We start from the raw sequence: 15,531 nt of genomic DNA on the forward strand, positions 1-15,531 counted from the left end.
TCTTTGTGACTTATAGAGAATTTAATCATTTAAGCAATGATGTCGGGTGTCAGACGGTCTTCGATTACAGCAATTTTATCTTTTAATGCTAGTTTCTTTTTCTTTAGACGTTGAATTGTGAGCTGATCTCTAGTGCCTCGTTCCTCAAGAGCCAAAACAGCCTCATCTAAATCTCGATGCTCTTGCTTAAGAACCTCCAATTCAATTTGCAGAACTTCTTCAGTTTTCAGCGATATATCGTTGTAGGCATTCATAATGTTACTTCTAACGCTTAAAGCAGGCATTATACAACTGGTATCGAAATATTCCTAGTCCTTGAATTTTACTAATTAGTACCCATATCAAAATCAAGCACCGCCGTCAGGAATGCCAGTTAAAAATCGCTTATTTCAGAGGGCTAAAAATGACGAGATTAACTTTATCTACTTACCCTAATATGTTAGGTTTTGAGCAATTAGAGCGGCTTCTGGAAAGAGCTTCAAAAAATGGTAACGAAGGTTATCCACCTTTTAACATAGAGCAAACATCTGAAACGTCTTTTCGAATAACTTTGGCTCTGGCAGGCTTTGCCGAAGAAGATTTATCCATAACAGTCGAAGATAAGCAATTAGTCGTTAAAGGGCGGCAAAAAGAAGTCGATGGTCGACGCATCTTCTTGCATCGGGGAATAGCTGCACGTCAGTTTCAGCGATCGTTTGTTTTAGCTGAGGGTGTCGATGTTGGACAGGCTGTAATGGAAAATGGGCTGCTGCATATTGATCTAACCCAAAGTATTCCAGAAACTGTCGTTCAAAAAATAAAAATAAGGAGAGCATAATTATGACTAAAGATAACCTCAGTTCAAGTGATCTTAATGATAGAACGGTTTATGTATCGGCAGTCAATGTGGCGGATTTACCGGAGGTAGTGGCTAAAGGAATTTCTCAGGGTAGGGTATACTCGCTTAATAGCAGTACTGGTGATAGATTAGCACTTGTTAAGGATAGGTCCCTTGCATTTGTACTTGCGAGGCAAAATGAATTTCATCCTGTACCAGTTCACTAAACAACTTAAGACTTTGAGATAATGGTGCAGTCTCACAATCGTGAATTTGATTTTGATTGGGTAGACGCTTTCAGTCAGAAACCATTTTGTGGAAATGGCTGCGCAGTTTTTTACGATGATGGAATTTTGTCGGACCAATCGTGCTTAAATATAGTCAGAGAAACTTCTTTGGTGGAGTGCACTTTTCTGTCTTCTTCAGATATCGCAGATTTTCGAGTTCGATATTTTTTGTCTGATAAAGAAATACCTTTTGCTGGTCACCCTACGATTGCGACAGCAATGTCACTAATTTCTAGGGGCAAACATGATAACAATAATTTGGTTTTTGAAACATTAGCTGGATTGATACATGTTGAAGTTAGTTGGTTAGGTGATCAAATAAAAATATCAATGACACAGCCTGCACCCAGATTTGGTCTTAAAATTGATAATAAAATTCTTTCAACAATTGGAGGAATTCCCGAGGATAGTATCTTATGTGAACCGCAAGTGGTATCCACAGGCCTTCCTTTCCCGATAGTGGTAGTTGATTCTTTGGAAACGCTAAAAAAAGTAAAAATTGATTTTCTTGCATTACATAAATTGCGATCAACAATATCTGAAAATATTTTAATGGAGCCTTTCTGGGTATGTTTGACACCGCCTAGGGAGAATGGATTAACCTTTTCGAGACTATTATTACAATCTTCTGGGCGCAGTGAAGATCCTTTTACTGGCTCCGCAACTGGTGCGATGGCGGCATATCTTTGGGATAACAAACTAATTCAAACTCCCACTTTCAACGCTCATCAGGGTGACTTTTTAGGACGGCCTGGTGAAGCTGAGGTTGAGGTGTTATCCTCTTCTGGAAATATAACAGGCGTGAAAGTTACTGGTTCTGCATATGTATTAATGACCGGAAAGTTAAAGATCTAGTGGAATGATTTTACTCTTGTTCAGCCAGAAACTTTTCTGCATCTAAGGCAGCCATACAACCCATACCCGCACTAGTAATTGCCTGACGGTAAATATGGTCGGTGAGATCTCCTGCTGCGAAAATTCCATCGATTGAGGTTCTGGTACTACCAGCTTGGACTTTTACATAACCACCGTTGTGGGTATCTAGCTGTTCATTAACTAGCTCCGATGCTGGAGAGTGACCGATTGCTATAAAAACACCTTTACAAGGTATCTCTGTTATCTCGCCGGTGTTAACATTTTCTACGCGCACAGCTTCCACGCCTTTTGGATTATCTGTTCCAATAACTTCTTTTAACTCGTTGAACCACAATGGCTCAATTTTAGGATGATTTAGTAATCGCTCTTGCAGAATTTTTTCAGCTCTAAGCTCATTTCTTCTATGTATTAGGGTAACTTTTGAAGCAAAATTAGTTAAAAATAATGCCTCTTCTACAGCAGTATTTCCACCACCTACAACTACAATTTCTTGCTCACGGTAGAAAAAACCATCACAGGTGGCGCATGCTGAGACACCAAAACCTTTAAAGTATTCCTCTGAATCTAAACCTAACCATTTTGCACGCGCTCCAGTAGCGAGTATCACAGCATCAGCTTCATAGGAGAGGCCGCTGTCACAATTAGCAATGAAGGGCCTTTTACTTAATTCCAAACTGGTAACCATATCGTGGACAATCTGACAGCCCATGGCTTTGGCGTGTGCCTCCATCCGTAACATTAGTTCTGGACCTTGAACTTCGGTATCGCCTGGCCAATTTTCAACCTCAGTAGTTGTGGTAAGTTGACCCCCTGGTTCAATACCTTGTATTAAAATTGGCTCTAACATTGCCCTGCTTGCATAAACACCAGCAGAATATCCCGCTGGGCCAGAACCTATAATCAACACTTTTGTTTTGATAACTTCAGCCATTACAAATCTTTTCCTAAAAATCCTATTAGTTTATACTCACCCTTTATTTGGGATTAAAGTGTGTAATTTTAAATTATAGTTACTCCGTAGTATAAGATTATTACTTAACTTTGAAATATTATTGCGCTCTACCCACTGTGTGTTATAACACAGCAGTTAAATGAGGTTTTTGAAGATGCCCTTAACTAGACTAGATCCTATCGATCGCTTAATTTTATCAGAACTGCAAGCCAATGGCAGGATGACAAATGTTGAATTAGCGAAACGCGTTGGGATATCGGCGCCTCCTTGCTTGCGTCGGGTTAGGGCTTTGGAAGAGCAAGGCTTCATAAATGGATATCACGCTCAAGTAGATGAGAGATCATTAGGTTTTGAAGTTAAAGTTTTTGCTATGGTTGGACTGCAAAGCCAAGCAGAAGCTGATTTGAGTGCTTTTGAAGAGCTTTGCAAAAATTGGCCTATAGTGAGGGAATGTCATATGCTGAATGGGGAAGTGGATTTTATGCTTAAGTGCGTGGCCCCTGATTTAAGTAGTTTCCAATCATTTCTGACCGGTGAATTATTAACGGCCCAGAATGTTGGTTCCGTTAAAACTTCATTGGTAATTCGTGGTGCAAAAGATGATCCTGGCGTCCCTTTTGATGTTTTAGAAAAGCGCTTAGCAAAGCAACCATAATTTTAAATTTTGTTTCAGATCTTTATTGATGAGATCTGTCTACCGTAATCCAACTCTCCCAAATGTTGAGAGCGACGGTATGAATAAAACTTATCAGACTGATGATAAGTGCAATGTTCTATCCACTCAGCACCCGCAATTTCCAATTTGCGTAGTTTGTCCAACGCAAATTTTGGTAGGTTGAAAAAATATTTTTTATCTTCGACTCCTTCAGAAAAGTAGATTTCAAAATCTTTATTTCTTTCTATGAATATATCAAAAAAATCTTGTCCAACTTCATAATTATTTGGCGAAATGCATGGGCCAATTGCTGCTTCTATATTTCCTACGTCTGCACCGATTGTAGCCATTGAACGAACCGTATTTTCTAAAACCCCATTGAGCGCGCCTTTCCATCCGGCATGGGCTACACCTATTACATTATTTTTTTTATCTGCGAATAAAACAGGGAGGCAATCTGCTGTCAGCACTGAGATGGCTAAATTTGGTGTATTGGTAACAATGGCATCTGCTTTTGTCAGTCTATCAAAAGAACTATCAACCACTACTACTCGAGCTGAATGCTCCTGGTGAACAGTGATTAGATCTTCCCCATTTACGTTCATTTCTGCTGCAACTAACTGACGGTTAAATTGGATTTTGTCACGGTCATCTTTTGATCCACTTCCACAATTAAGCCCTTCAAAGATGCCAGTGGAAATACCGCCTAAGCGAGTAAAAAAACCATGCTCAAAACCACCAAGTTTATTACTTGTATACCTACAAATGCTCAATTCAACAAACCAGCTGGGCTATATTCATTTCTTGCGTAAAGACCTAAAACTTTAAAAAGAGTTCCCATTTCATCAGGATGCGTTAAGCGTCTGTGAGCAGAAATAATCGACTTATGATTTTTAGGTTGTGAGTTTTTAAGCAGTTGATTTGCGCGATCTGAAATTCCTAGTCTTTCCAAGAAAACCCCCTGCGTTGTAAGTCGAGAGTAGGCGCACCCAGAATTCTTTGCAAGTGCTTCAAAATCTACATGACAAGTCAAATCTACCTTGCCAGGTTTATGAAAAATATTTTTAAATTTATGGGACTTGAGCGCCTGTAAAGTAGACCCAAGGGAATGCCAATCTCCATAATCTATGATAAGAGCACAACCACCTTGGTTGTTAATAATTTTACCAATTGATTTTGTTATTCTTATTGCATCATTAGAAATCTCAACAATATCTCCATTCATACTTTCGCTAAAACGGCCCTCCAGTTCAGGATGAGTTGTGGGCCTATGTGACAATCCAAGTGTAAGCTGATTATTCTTTAAACCCACCTGGATTTCATACCATAGGTCATTTTTTCTTTGATACTGGTTAACTGGCAAAGCATCAAAGAATTCATTTGCTATGAATAAAGTTGGAATCTTTGGGATCAATAAATCATCATCTATCCAATTTACATTGAATTTTGATAGTTTTGTTTTTTGCTCACTTCTTAATTTTGAAGAAGATTCCACTAAGAAAATTTCTGCGGCTTCTATAAACCCTTTTACTGAAGATCCAGCTCTTAGAATATCAAGCATTAGCGTAGCTTTGCCTGGTCCAAACTCAACTAATGCAAATCGGTCAGGGCGATTTAAGTCAATCCAGTATTGAGCTAAACATAGTCCTAAAATCTCACCGAACATTTGGCTGATTTCTGGTGATGTAATAAAACTCCCGTCAGGGCCCAAAACATCTTTCTGATTGTAGAAGCCGAGATTGGGGTGAAGTAGGCATTCTTGCATGTAAGTTGCAATGCTTATTGGTCCAGTTTCTTGAATCCGGTGTATTATGAATTCTTCAAGTTTTGTCATATAAAGTTTTAATCTGCTTCCAGCGGAACCGATTTATACATTATTATTGCCCCTTGTTGAACTAGTTAGCTGAATAAAAATAGAATTAAAGGCTATTTAAAAATTGTTTTTTGTACTAGATACTACACGAGGTCAAATTGGTTTTGATTTGCTCTAATTTTTCAAAACTATTAATATGTGAAAATTATAATACGAAATATCTTAAAGCCTTTTTAAAGAGTGTACAAATGCAGACCCGTAATAAAATGTTAGACGACTTTTCCCAACTCATGACAAATGCCATGGGGGTAGCTCAGGGGGCAAAGGAAGAGGCGGAAAATGCCTTCGCTTCGATGGTTGACAGATGGTTAGCTGATCGTGATTTTGTAACCCGTGAAGAGTTTGACGCCGTTAAAGCAATGGCTCAAAAAGCTCGGGAAGAAAATAAAGAGCTTAAAGCACGGATCGAAGCACTCGAAAGCAAATAGTTCCTAAAAAAATTTCTTTATTCATAGTTCATGCTGGTAAAATCTTTACCAGTTAACCATCTATCCACAACTTATTCGCTTACCAGCGAATATTTTGCTTTACACGACAATAAAATAGCACCACCATATGTAGTAGGGATATTCTTATTTCATCTATCCTTAGAGCAGACACCAAAACCTAGGGTATGCTGCCACATCCTTGGGTATAAAAAGAAAGAGGTGGCGCAATGGCACTTACAGAGCACTTATTGGATGGCGATATACATCCCATTGACTTGGTTGAATCAGTTGCTGAGTACAACGAGTGGGATTTTGATCGGATTGCTGATGATCAAATCGCGATGGCTGTTGAGGGGCAGTGGAGAACATACTCTATAACTCTCGCTTGGTCATCATTTGATGAAACTTTGAGGCTCATATGTTCTTTTGAAATGGAGCCACCTTCCGAAAAACAGGCTGTCTTATTTGAGCTTCTAAATGATGTTAACGAGAAGTGTTGGGCTGGTTCATTCTCTTTTTGGACAGAACAAAAAATGATGATTTATAAGTATGGTTTAGTTCTTACAGGGGGACAGATTGCCAGTGCAGAGCAAGTTGACTGTTTAATATCTACGGCAGTTCTTAGTTCTGAAAAATTTTATCCGGCTTTTCAATTGGCGGTGTATGGTGACAAGACTCCCAAAGAAGCAATACAAGTAGCCATTGCAGAGGCTTTCGGTCGGGCGTAAAACTACCCTATGATAAATTAGGGAAGTTCTATGACTCAAGAAAATTTTGAGAGTGGTAAGCTCATCTTGCTGGGATGTGGCAAGATGGGTTCAGCAATGCTTAAAGGTTGGTTAGCAAAAGGAGTTAACCCAAATAACATTTGGGTAAACGATCCATATCCAAGCGCTTGGGTGATGGGTACTGGGGTAAACGTAAATGAGGAATTGCCATCCAAGCCAGCATTTATTTGTATAGCTATCAAACCGCAAATGATCTCTCAGATTGTACCAAAGTTTTCTCATTATGGTAACGGCCAGTGTGTCTTTATATCAATTGCGGCGGGAGTAAAAATCTCCAGCTTTGAAGCTATTTTAGGACCAAAAACACCAATTATTCGGGCAATGCCAAATACTCCTGCTGAAATTGGTTTTGGAATAACGGCTAAAATAGCCAGTAACAATGTCTCTAAGTATGATAATGAGCGTGCTGAAAAGTTGCTGTCTGCAATTGGAGAAGTTGTGAGTTTAAATTCAGAGGGCCAAATCGATGCTGTTACTGGTCTTTCGGGTTCAGGGCCTGCCTACGTGTTTTATTTAATTGATGCGCTTGCTGCTGCCGGTCATAAGCAGGGTCTGGAGAAAGAACTTGCGATGAAACTGGCAAAAATGACAGTTCTTGGTGGAGCGAAATTAGCGGCTGAGCCATCTGCGGTCCCAGAGGTGCTGAGAGTTAATGTGACTAGTCCCAATGGCACGACGGAGGCCGGGTTAAAAATCCTCATGAATAGTGAAAACGGCTTGGGTCCTTTAATCGAAAAAACAGTTGCTGCGGCTACCGCTAGATCGGAGGAATTAGCTAATGGATGAAATAACCTTTGACGATTTTTTAAAAGTTGATATCCGAGTTGGAAGTATAATTAAAGCAGAAACCTTTCCGCAGGCTAGGAAGCCAGCTTATAAACTTTGGATTGATTTTGGTCCTTCCATTGGGACAAAAAAAACATCAGCTCAAATAACTGATAATTATCTACCAACTGAACTGGTAGGTCGGCAAGTAATGGCTGTTGTTAATTTTCCACCTCGACAAATTGGTCCATTTATGTCGGAAGTTTTGACTTTAGGAGTAACTGATAATAAAGGGGCGGTTACTTTACTAGGTCCAGATAAAAAAATTCCAAATGGGGGACGGATGCATTGACAAAAAAAATATTTATTTCACGACCACTCCCGAAAGCTGTGCTGAGTGCAGCAGCTCTTTTGGGCGACATTACCGTACGAGAAGATACGTCTGCAATGACGGAAGACGAGATGGTTGATAGCCTCGTCAACTACGACGTGGTTTTGCCCACCTTAGGTGATATTTACTCAGAGAGAATATTTAAATCTTGCAAAAAAATAAATGCAAAATTACTGGCAAATTTTGGAGTTGGCTTTAATCACATCGATGTAAAAGCAGCTAATGAACATGGAATTACAGTTTCTAATACCCCTGGTGCTGTTACAGACGCAACTGCCGATATAGCTATAGCGCTAATGTTAATGTGTTGCAGAAGAACCTCAGAAGGAGAGCGCATTGTAAGATCAAACAAGTGGGAAGGGTGGCATCCAACCCAGATGCTTGGGTTTCATATTTCGAATAAAAAAGTCGGTATTGTTGGGATGGGTAATATAGGCCAAGCTATTGCGCGACGCTGTCATTTCGGTTTTGGAATGCAGGTGGGATACTTTTCTAGGTCTCCCAAAAATTTAGATTACCCGGTAGACCGATATGGTTCTTTGACCGAATTAGCGTCAAATAGTGATATTCTTGTTATTTCTGTGCCAGGTGGTTCAGCAACTCACCACTTAATTAATAAGGATATATTTTCCGCGATGCAGCCGCATTCTTATTTTGTGAATATTGCTAGAGGCGATGTTGTAAAAGAGATAGATCTTATCGAGGCGCTACAACTTAATCAAATTGCTGGAGCTGGATTAGACGTTTATGAACATGAACCTACGGTGCCGAAGGATCTAATCTCAATGGAGAATGTAGTTTTGCTACCTCATCTTGGCACAGCTTCCCTGGAGGTAAGAACTGGTATGGGATTAATGGCGGTTGAAAATATTAAATATTTTTTAGAAGGTAACGAGCCGCCCAACCTTGTTTAATTTTCGAAAGCTTCGCGCCAATGCCGCCGGCATAATGATACGTAAGTTGCATTGCCTCCGATTTGTATTTGATCGCCCCCTTTAACTATATTGCCATCTTCATCTTGTCGCACAACCATGGTCGCTTTCTTTCCACAATGACAAATTGTTCTAATCTCTCGCATTTCGTCTGCAAGTGCTAATAAAGATGCAGAACCTGGAAAAAGATTGCCTGAGAAGTCAACTCGCAAACCATAACACATAACGGGAACGGCGAGATCATCCACGGCTCTTGCAAGTTGCCAGACTTGTTTTGAAGTTAGAAATTGAGCTTCATCTATTAGGATGCAAGCAATTTTTTCTGTGCTTAATTTTAACTTAATTTTATAGAACAAATCATCATCGACTGTGAATGTATCAGCTGATGCATCAATTCCTATTCTTGAGCCAATTTGCCCTTCACCAGCTCTGTTATCAAGTTGGGCTGTAATGAGGTATGTTTTCATGCCTCTTTCTTGGTAGTTATGCGACGCTTGAAGCAGCAAAGTTGATTTGCCTGCATTCATTGTCGAATAGTGGAAATAGAGTTTTGCCATCTTAATTATATACCACTGAACGAACACAAAAAGTGTGTTGATAAACCTAAATCTGCAAGTTTCTTGCTGCCTCCCAGATCCGGTAAATTCACAATAAAATTACATGACACAATATTACCACCCAGCTTTTCTACTAATTTAACTCCAGCCTCTGCAGTGCCGCCAGTTGCTAAAAGATCATCTATCAGTAGAACTGTCTCACCAGGTTCAATGCTGTCTAAGTGTATCTCTAAGGTATCGTGACCATATTCGAGTTTATAGTCCTGGCTAATTACCGAGCCTGGTAGTTTCCCCGATTTTCGGATTGGAACGAAGCCACAATGTAGCATGTTTGCTAAGGCACCACCCAAAATAAATCCTCGTGCCTCGATACCCACAACCTTATCTATATTGGTATTTTCAACTGAGGACAGAATGCCTTTAATTGTGAGGTCAAACCCATTAGGATTGGAGAATAAAGTGGTAACATCTCTAAACATTATTCCTTCATGTGGAAAATCTGTAATTGTTCGGATGTATTTTTTAATTCCTATTTTATCCATAAACTCTTTCCTAGTGATTTTGTGAGCTTAAATTTAAACTGAAAGTTATTTTAATTAAAAGTTTGTTTCACAAATTGAATCTTAGTTAGCTCAAGTGCCCATTTATGATAGGAATGAATATAAAATTCCAAATAATCAAGTTTCTAAACGAAATTAATACAATACACTGGGGTTTCTTTTTGGCGATCTATAGTTTATGTCGCCGATTATGATTTTCCGAGACTGGAACGATTTATGAGACAAGCCCTTTTTGGAGCATTCGCAAATTTATTTAAGCCTGAATTGGGTTCAAAGAGTTCCGGTGGGCTCAGTGTAATGAGACTGAAAATTGAGTTGCTTTCTGGTCTTACGGTAGCCCTTGCCCTTGTACCTGAGGCCGTAGCTTTTGCCTTTGTTGCTGGGGTTCATCCCCTCGTTGGTTTGTATGCAGCATTTATCGTCGGGTTAATAACAGCGGTATTCGGAGGGCGACCAGGCATGATTTCAGGCGCTACAGGCGCTTTAGCCGTTGTGATGGTTGCACTAGTAGCAGAGCACGGAGTTGAGTATCTCTTTGCAACTGTTGTTTTGATGGGGATTTTGCAACTTGTGGCTGGAATAATGCAGTGGGGTAGATTTATACGACTTGTCCCGCATCCAGTCATGTTGGGTTTTGTAAACGGTTTAGCAATTGTAATTTTTTTAGCTCAACTAAGTCAATTCAAAGTTCCGGGAACAGTTGAAGTGTCAGGTCATGGAACGTCTGGTGGTGAGTGGTTGACGGGCACGCCCTTGGCGACCATGCTTGCGCTCGTTGGCGTAACAATGGCTATTATTTATTTTTTACCAAAGGTCTCAAAAGTCATACCTGCACCGCTTGCCGGGATAGGCATTGTAGCTCTTATCGTCATATTCTTCGGTTTAGATGTGCCAAGAGTTGGTGATATGGCGTCAATCAAGGGAGGTTTCCCCATTTTTCATGTGCCAATGGTTGAACTTAGCTGGGAGACTTTTGAAATAATTTTTCCTTATGCAGTCGTCCTAGCAGCAATTGGTCTTATTGAGAGTTTGCTTACACTGAACCTTGTGGGTGAAATGACCAATAAGCGTGGCGGAGCGAGCCAAGAATGCCTTGCTCAGGGTACAGCAAACGTAGTGACAGGATTTTTTGGTGGGATGGGTGGCTGCGCAATGATCGGGCAATCGATGATAAATGTAAAATCTGGTGGACGTACTCGTATAGCAGGCATATCCGCCGCCGTTTTTCTTTTGCTTTTTATTCTCGTTGGAAGCTCAATCATCGAGCAAATTCCTTTAGCAGCGTTGGTTGGTGTGATGTTTATGGTTGTAATTGGAACTTTCGCTTGGAATTCGCTCAAAATTTTACGCGTGGTTCCAAAAACTGACGCCTTTGTGACCATTTTAGTGACTGTAGTGACAGTTTGGTATGACCTTGCCGTGGCAGTCGTGGTTGGAGTTATTGTTTCTGCGCTGGCCTATGCTTGGAATAATGCAAGAAGAATTCATGCACATGTTGATTTAGATGGTGATAGTAAAACATATAAAATCCAGGGGCCTTTATTCTTTGGATCCACAGACGGCTTCGTTGAGCTCTTCGACGTGGAAAATGATCCGAAGATCGTAATTTTGGACTTTGACGCAAGTAGGGTAGTTGACCAGTCTGCGCTGCAAGCAATAGAAGTTGTTGCTGCGAAATATGAAAGTGCGGGGAAGCTCCTGCGATTAAAGCATCTTAGTAGAGATTGTCATACGCTGTTAATAAAAGCAGGCCATCTTATGGTTGATAGCGATGATGATCCTGATTATGCATTAGCAGTAAATTATTCAGTTAGAACTGGAATTCTTGACGGTGGACATTAACTCCAGCTGGCTAGAACGCGCTCTTTATTTTTCTAAGCACCAACGCATAATTGCTTTTTGAATATGTAGCCTATTTTCTGCTTCATCAAAAATAACAGAATGTTTCCCATCCATGACTTCAGATGTCGCTTCCTCGTCTCTATGCGCAGGTAAGCAATGCATGAATAGTGCGTTGGATTTAGCATGCGATAGTAGTTCTCTATTTACTTGATATGGCCTTAGTTGATTATGGCGCCGTTCTCTTGCAGATTGAAGATCATGCATACTAATCCAAGTGTCAGTTACAACTAGATCTGCATCTTTTATAGCTAAGATAGGGTTGTGTTCAATTGAGATTTTTGTTCCATTTTGCTGAGCTCGCTCAATTACTTTGCTATCTGGTTTAAGAGTTTCTGGACCGGTAAATGTCAAATTAAAATCAAATTTTTCTGCGGCTTGGGCAAAACTATTAAAAACATTATTTCCATCACCTGACCAAACTATTTTTTTACCTTTGATTGAGCCTCTATGTTCCTCGTAAGTCATGATATCTGCCATAATTTGGCAAGGGTGTGAAAAATTTGTTAGGCCATTTATTACCGGTACCTGGGCAAACTGTGCCATTTCATGTAATGTTGCCTCTTCATATGTTCGAAGCATAATTAAGTCGACGTACCTACTGAGAACTCTCGCAGTATCTGCAATAGTTTCTCCATGGCCAAGTTGCATATCATTACCTGATAAAACTATTGTCTGACCTCCCATTTGGCGCACGCCCACATCAAAGCTTACTCGAGTGCGAGTTGAAGGTTTTTCAAAAATCAAAGCTACGATATGGCCGTCAAGTGCTCGATCGCTATCGAATGCACCCTTTGTCAGGCCCGATCTAGATTTTTTTAATTCCAAAGCAGTTTGGATGATCTTTTTTAGGTCACTGCTTTCTATATTTTTTATATCTAAAAAATTTGCCATTTTATTTCTTTATTTAGCTATTCTTAATGAGTTTGCGGTCTGCTCCAACCTACTTAACGCCTCATTAATTTCTTCGATGGTTATATTAAGGGCAGGTAGTAATCTAACGACATTATCACTCGCTGGCACTGTTAAAATGGCTTTTTCATAACCTTCTTGTACAAAATCTAAATTTGGGCATTTGCATTTAATCCCTAACATTAAACCAGTACCTCTAATTTCTTCAAAGATATCAGGATATTTATCAATTAATCCAAGAAGTCCTTGAGTTATAAGTCCTGATTTTTCTTTCACAGAGTTAAGGAACTCTGGCGTATTTACTATCTCGAGTACTTTAATACCTACCGAGCAGGCTAATGGGTTCCCACCGTATGTAGAGCCATGTGTCCCCGCAGTCATTCCGCTTGCAGCAGATGTTTTAGCTAGAACAGCACCAAGAGGGAACCCGCCACCGATGCCCTTGGCAACCATAGCTATATCTGGTTCTATTCCTGACCATTCGTGCGCAAATAGCCTGCCGGTTCGGCCAATACCGCATTGGACTTCATCGACAACCAACAATATATCATGTTTGTCACACAAATCGCGTAAACCTTTTAAGCACTGGTCTGGTAAAAGACGAATCCCACCTTCGCCCTGTATGGGTTCTATAAGAATCGCTGCAGTTTTTTCATTAATTGCTGCTTCTATGGCATTATGATTGGACCAAGGAAGATGAACGAAGCCCGGGAGCATTGGACCAAACCCTTTCGTTAGTTTTTCACTTCCGGCTGCAGCGATGCCTGCTGACGACCGGCCGTGGAAAGACCCGTCAAAGGTTATTATTTCCACTCGCTCTCCTTGTCCTTTTTCGTACCAGAACTTTCGAACCATTTTAACGGCTAGTTCACAACTCTCCGTCCCCGAATTTGTAAAGAAAACGTTATCTGCAAAGGTTGTATCCACCATTAACTCTGCTAGTCTTTGTTGCTCGGGAATTTCATATAGATTTGAAACATGCCAGAGTTTGCTAGCCTGAGATGTTAATGCGTTTACAAGTTCAGAATTTGAGTGACCAAGGGCATTTACAGCAATTCCAGCTCCCATATCGAGATAACCATCACCATTCTTTGTGAACAGCCAACTACCTTCACCTCGCTCAAAAGCCAATGGCGCACGGTTGTATGTTGGCAATATGGAAGTATTCATTTAACTCTCTAAAATTTATTTGAATTAATCACTTATATCTCGATTGCGATGACTTTTACACTTTAACAACAATTATATGCAGGAGCCAGTCCAGAAACAGCAGAAGTTTTCCACTACTGGAATAGCATGGGAATCCGGGGATCTCACAGAATTTTGGTAAGGTTTTGTAAAATATGACTGTGACTTTTCGAATGTGTTACTGGCTGTATTAGTATAAAGAGCAAATATAAAAAGATTTTATAATTCCTATATGGTTTGCAGGTGTTTGAGCTTCATAAAGAAAAAACGGAAGATTACTGGGATGTTGAAGCCCTTTTTGACCTTTGTTTCACTCCTGGGCGCTTTGCTTTATCTTCCTATCGACTTAGAGAGGGTCAATCACCGATTGATGAACTATGCCTAGTTGCTAAAAACGAGGAAGGTTTTTTAGCAGGTGCAATAAGATATTGGCCATCAGAAATTGAAAAAAATAAGGTTTTATTTCTTGGGCCAATTGCTGTTCATCCTACCTATCAGGGTGAGGGCATCGGTGCGGCTTTAATTAAAAGTAGCCTAAAAAGGGCGAGAGAACTCAATTGGAAACGAGTTCTAATGGTAGGCGATGAAGTCTATTACAGAAGATTTGGTTTCCGAATGATCAATGGAATTATTTTTCCGCCACCAACAAATCCTAATCGTATTTTAGGCATAGAGTTGGAAGAATTTTCTTGGCAGGGTATCCAAGGTAAAGTTCTACCCATCAAAATAGAGAATTAAACTTCATGTTTTTTCTATTTAAGCCTGGATTTGTACAAAAAAGGGTGAAGAACTTAAACTTGTTGTAGCTTGTGCTTGATTAATATTTCAATTAATCGATTTCAGTTATTGTTTGATTTATAAAGCAAGTGATCATTATTTAATGCCAAGATATGCTTTGAAAGTAGAATATCACGGTGGCCCTTTTGTTGGTTGGCAAAGGCAAACCGAGCTTCCTTCGGTACAAGGGAATATTGAACAGGCTTTATCTATTTTAGAACCTGGGGACCATACAATTGTAGCAGCTGGGAGAACTGACGCGGGGGTGCATGCTGTTGGGCAAGTTGCACATTGTGATCTAGTCTCAGACTGGACCCCTTTTCGTCTATCGGAAGCTTTAAATTTTCATTTAAAACCAAGTCCAATATCAATTGTTTCTTGCGCAAAAGTTGATGAGGATTGGCATGCTCGATTTTCTGCGGTGGAGCGGAAATATGAGTTTCGTATAGTCTGCCGCCGTGCTCCTCTAACCCATGAAAATGGACTGGTCTGGCATGTCAAACATCATTTGGATGTTAAGGCGATGCAACGGGGTGCAAATTACTTGTTGGGTAACCATGACTTCACAACTTTTAGGTCGTCAATATGCCAAGCAACTAGCCCAGTTAAAACTCTAGATGAATTATTAGTAACGGAAATACCGATAAATAATGGAACGGAAATTCGGTTTACAATAAGAGCTCGGAGCTTTTTACATAATCAAGTCAGGAGCTTTGTTGGAACGCTGGAAAGGGTTGGAGCTGGAGCTTGGTCGCCAGAGGATGTTCTGCAAGCATTATCTGCAAAGAATAGAACTGCGTGTGGTCCGGTGAGTCCCCCGTATGGCTTGTACTTAAGCTCTGTAAGATATCCCATCGAGCCGTTTATCTAAACT

At 40.2% G+C, this 15,531-nt stretch carries 20 protein-coding genes; 12 read left to right on the forward strand and 8 right to left on the reverse strand.

What is annotated here, in order from left to right:
• Window positions 1-29: 29 nt before the first annotated feature.
• Window positions 30-254: a YdcH family protein gene (locus ACTF5Q_RS04785; protein WP_438953528.1), complete on the reverse strand. Its 225-nt coding sequence runs from the start codon at window positions 252-254 to the stop codon at window positions 30-32.
• Window positions 255-403: 149 nt separating this feature from the next.
• Between ACTF5Q_RS04785 and ACTF5Q_RS04790 the strand changes: the two genes are divergently transcribed.
• The 3 genes from ACTF5Q_RS04790 to ACTF5Q_RS04800 are packed head-to-tail and all read left to right on the forward strand — an operon-like array spanning window position 404 to window position 1,959.
• Window positions 404-817 carry an Hsp20 family protein gene (locus ACTF5Q_RS04790; RefSeq protein ID WP_153691950.1) on the forward strand — a complete coding sequence of 138 codons (414 nt, stop codon included), beginning with the start codon at window positions 404-406 and terminating at the stop codon, window positions 815-817.
• A 2-nt stretch (window positions 818-819) separates the two neighbouring features.
• A complete protein-coding gene (locus ACTF5Q_RS04795) occupies window positions 820-1,044 on the forward strand; it encodes a DUF1150 family protein (RefSeq protein ID WP_438953529.1) in 225 nt (74 codons plus the stop codon).
• Window positions 1,045-1,065: 21 nt separating this feature from the next.
• Window positions 1,066-1,959 (forward strand): PhzF family phenazine biosynthesis protein, encoded by an 894-nt coding sequence (locus tag ACTF5Q_RS04800; RefSeq protein WP_438953530.1) that lies wholly within the window; start codon window positions 1,066-1,068, stop codon window positions 1,957-1,959.
• Between the two features lie 10 nt (window positions 1,960-1,969).
• Here ACTF5Q_RS04800 and trxB read toward each other — a convergent pair whose 3' ends face one another.
• Complete coding sequence (gene trxB / locus ACTF5Q_RS04805; RefSeq protein ID WP_164376754.1) at window positions 1,970-2,911, reverse strand: thioredoxin-disulfide reductase; 942 nt, start codon at window positions 2,909-2,911, stop codon at window positions 1,970-1,972.
• A gap of 175 nt (window positions 2,912-3,086) precedes the next feature.
• Between trxB and ACTF5Q_RS04810 the strand changes: the two genes are divergently transcribed.
• Window positions 3,087-3,587 (forward strand): Lrp/AsnC family transcriptional regulator, encoded by a 501-nt coding sequence (locus tag ACTF5Q_RS04810; RefSeq protein WP_438953531.1) that lies wholly within the window; start codon window positions 3,087-3,089, stop codon window positions 3,585-3,587.
• 14 nt (window positions 3,588-3,601) lie between these two features.
• Here ACTF5Q_RS04810 and pgeF read toward each other — a convergent pair whose 3' ends face one another.
• Window positions 3,602-4,360 (reverse strand): peptidoglycan editing factor PgeF, encoded by a 759-nt coding sequence (gene pgeF, locus ACTF5Q_RS04815; RefSeq protein WP_438953532.1) that lies wholly within the window; start codon window positions 4,358-4,360, stop codon window positions 3,602-3,604.
• Window positions 4,357-5,421 (reverse strand): class I SAM-dependent methyltransferase, encoded by a 1,065-nt coding sequence (locus ACTF5Q_RS04820; protein ID WP_438953533.1) that lies wholly within the window; start codon window positions 5,419-5,421, stop codon window positions 4,357-4,359. Before ACTF5Q_RS04820 ends, pgeF begins: the two co-directional genes overlap by 4 nt.
• A 227-nt stretch (window positions 5,422-5,648) precedes the next feature.
• On the opposite strand from ACTF5Q_RS04820, the gene ACTF5Q_RS04825 reads away from it, so the two are divergent.
• The 5 genes from ACTF5Q_RS04825 (at window position 5,649) to ACTF5Q_RS04845 (ending at window position 8,746) form a co-directional block, all read left to right on the forward strand.
• Complete coding sequence (locus ACTF5Q_RS04825) at window positions 5,649-5,888, forward strand: accessory factor UbiK family protein (RefSeq protein ID WP_438953534.1); 240 nt, start codon at window positions 5,649-5,651, stop codon at window positions 5,886-5,888.
• Between the two features lie 227 nt (window positions 5,889-6,115).
• Window positions 6,116-6,616 (forward strand): YbjN domain-containing protein, encoded by a 501-nt coding sequence (locus ACTF5Q_RS04830; protein WP_438953535.1) that lies wholly within the window; start codon window positions 6,116-6,118, stop codon window positions 6,614-6,616.
• A 30-nt stretch (window positions 6,617-6,646) separates the two neighbouring features.
• Window positions 6,647-7,462 carry a pyrroline-5-carboxylate reductase gene (gene proC, locus ACTF5Q_RS04835; RefSeq protein WP_438953536.1) on the forward strand — a complete coding sequence of 272 codons (816 nt, stop codon included), beginning with the start codon at window positions 6,647-6,649 and terminating at the stop codon, window positions 7,460-7,462.
• Complete coding sequence (locus tag ACTF5Q_RS04840) at window positions 7,455-7,793, forward strand: tRNA-binding protein (protein ID WP_438953537.1); 339 nt, start codon at window positions 7,455-7,457, stop codon at window positions 7,791-7,793. Before proC ends, ACTF5Q_RS04840 begins: the two co-directional genes overlap by 8 nt.
• A complete protein-coding gene (locus tag ACTF5Q_RS04845) occupies window positions 7,790-8,746 on the forward strand; it encodes a 2-hydroxyacid dehydrogenase (RefSeq protein WP_438953538.1) in 957 nt (318 codons plus the stop codon). Before ACTF5Q_RS04840 ends, ACTF5Q_RS04845 begins: the two co-directional genes overlap by 4 nt.
• Here ACTF5Q_RS04845 and ACTF5Q_RS04850 read toward each other — a convergent pair.
• Window positions 8,743-9,321, reverse strand: a complete 579-nt coding sequence (locus tag ACTF5Q_RS04850) for a thymidine kinase (RefSeq protein ID WP_438953539.1) — start codon at window positions 9,319-9,321, stop codon at window positions 8,743-8,745. The genes ACTF5Q_RS04845 and ACTF5Q_RS04850 overlap by 4 nt on opposite strands.
• Before the next feature lie 5 nt (window positions 9,322-9,326).
• Window positions 9,327-9,863 carry an adenine phosphoribosyltransferase gene (locus ACTF5Q_RS04855; RefSeq protein WP_438953540.1) on the reverse strand — a complete coding sequence of 179 codons (537 nt, stop codon included), beginning with the start codon at window positions 9,861-9,863 and terminating at the stop codon, window positions 9,327-9,329.
• Window positions 9,864-10,097: 234 nt separating this feature from the next.
• On the opposite strand from ACTF5Q_RS04855, the gene ACTF5Q_RS04860 reads away from it, so the two are divergent.
• Window positions 10,098-11,723: a SulP family inorganic anion transporter gene (locus ACTF5Q_RS04860; protein WP_438953541.1), complete on the forward strand. Its 1,626-nt coding sequence runs from the start codon at window positions 10,098-10,100 to the stop codon at window positions 11,721-11,723.
• Between the two features lie 24 nt (window positions 11,724-11,747).
• Here the strand turns inward: ACTF5Q_RS04860 and argF are convergent, their stop codons facing one another.
• Both argF and ACTF5Q_RS04870 read right to left on the reverse strand, forming a co-directional pair.
• Window positions 11,748-12,674 carry an ornithine carbamoyltransferase gene (gene argF, locus ACTF5Q_RS04865; RefSeq protein ID WP_438953542.1) on the reverse strand — a complete coding sequence of 309 codons (927 nt, stop codon included), beginning with the start codon at window positions 12,672-12,674 and terminating at the stop codon, window positions 11,748-11,750.
• Window positions 12,675-12,683: 9 nt separating this feature from the next.
• The gene (locus tag ACTF5Q_RS04870; protein WP_438953543.1) at window positions 12,684-13,862 is read right to left on the reverse strand and encodes an aspartate aminotransferase family protein; all 1,179 of its coding nucleotides are present in this window, start codon (window positions 13,860-13,862) and stop codon (window positions 12,684-12,686) included.
• Between the two features lie 261 nt (window positions 13,863-14,123).
• Here ACTF5Q_RS04870 and ACTF5Q_RS04875 point away from each other — a divergent pair, with 261 nt between their 5' ends.
• Together ACTF5Q_RS04875 and truA are read left to right on the forward strand one after the other, a co-directional pair.
• Window positions 14,124-14,618, forward strand: coding sequence for a GNAT family N-acetyltransferase (locus ACTF5Q_RS04875; RefSeq protein WP_438953544.1), 495 nt, complete (start codon window positions 14,124-14,126; stop codon window positions 14,616-14,618).
• 142 nt (window positions 14,619-14,760) lie between these two features.
• The gene (gene truA, locus ACTF5Q_RS04880; protein ID WP_438953545.1) at window positions 14,761-15,528 is read left to right on the forward strand and encodes a tRNA pseudouridine(38-40) synthase TruA; all 768 of its coding nucleotides are present in this window, start codon (window positions 14,761-14,763) and stop codon (window positions 15,526-15,528) included.
• Window positions 15,529-15,531 lie beyond the last annotated feature (3 nt).

The organism is Candidatus Salinivivens marinus (assembly GCF_965655845.1).
Classification (GTDB): domain Bacteria; phylum Pseudomonadota; class Alphaproteobacteria; order Rhodobacterales; family Rhodobacteraceae; genus Salinivivens; species Salinivivens marinus.

Excerpts from the sequence above, each read along its gene's own strand:
- ACTF5Q_RS04785 (WP_438953528.1), bottom strand. The coding sequence starts at position 254 with ATGAATGCCTACAACGATATATCGCTGAAAACTGAAGAAGTTCTGCAA.
- ACTF5Q_RS04790 (WP_153691950.1), top strand. The coding sequence starts at position 404 with ATGACGAGATTAACTTTATCTACTTACCCTAATATGTTAGGTTTTGAG.
- ACTF5Q_RS04795 (WP_438953529.1), top strand. The coding sequence starts at position 820 with ATGACTAAAGATAACCTCAGTTCAAGTGATCTTAATGATAGAACGGTT.
- ACTF5Q_RS04800 (WP_438953530.1), top strand. The coding sequence starts at position 1,066 with ATGGTGCAGTCTCACAATCGTGAATTTGATTTTGATTGGGTAGACGCT.
- trxB (WP_164376754.1), bottom strand. The coding sequence starts at position 2,911 with ATGGCTGAAGTTATCAAAACAAAAGTGTTGATTATAGGTTCTGGCCCA.
- ACTF5Q_RS04810 (WP_438953531.1), top strand. The coding sequence starts at position 3,087 with ATGCCCTTAACTAGACTAGATCCTATCGATCGCTTAATTTTATCAGAA.
- ACTF5Q_RS04820 (WP_438953533.1), bottom strand. The coding sequence starts at position 5,421 with ATGACAAAACTTGAAGAATTCATAATACACCGGATTCAAGAAACTGGA.
- ACTF5Q_RS04825 (WP_438953534.1), top strand. The coding sequence starts at position 5,649 with ATGCAGACCCGTAATAAAATGTTAGACGACTTTTCCCAACTCATGACA.
- ACTF5Q_RS04830 (WP_438953535.1), top strand. The coding sequence starts at position 6,116 with ATGGCACTTACAGAGCACTTATTGGATGGCGATATACATCCCATTGAC.
- proC (WP_438953536.1), top strand. The coding sequence starts at position 6,647 with ATGACTCAAGAAAATTTTGAGAGTGGTAAGCTCATCTTGCTGGGATGT.
- ACTF5Q_RS04840 (WP_438953537.1), top strand. The coding sequence starts at position 7,455 with ATGGATGAAATAACCTTTGACGATTTTTTAAAAGTTGATATCCGAGTT.
- ACTF5Q_RS04850 (WP_438953539.1), bottom strand. The coding sequence starts at position 9,321 with ATGGCAAAACTCTATTTCCACTATTCGACAATGAATGCAGGCAAATCA.
- ACTF5Q_RS04855 (WP_438953540.1), bottom strand. The coding sequence starts at position 9,863 with ATGGATAAAATAGGAATTAAAAAATACATCCGAACAATTACAGATTTT.
- ACTF5Q_RS04860 (WP_438953541.1), top strand. The coding sequence starts at position 10,098 with ATGAGACAAGCCCTTTTTGGAGCATTCGCAAATTTATTTAAGCCTGAA.
- argF (WP_438953542.1), bottom strand. The coding sequence starts at position 12,674 with ATGGCAAATTTTTTAGATATAAAAAATATAGAAAGCAGTGACCTAAAA.
- ACTF5Q_RS04870 (WP_438953543.1), bottom strand. The coding sequence starts at position 13,862 with ATGAATACTTCCATATTGCCAACATACAACCGTGCGCCATTGGCTTTT.
- truA (WP_438953545.1), top strand. The coding sequence starts at position 14,761 with ATGCCAAGATATGCTTTGAAAGTAGAATATCACGGTGGCCCTTTTGTT.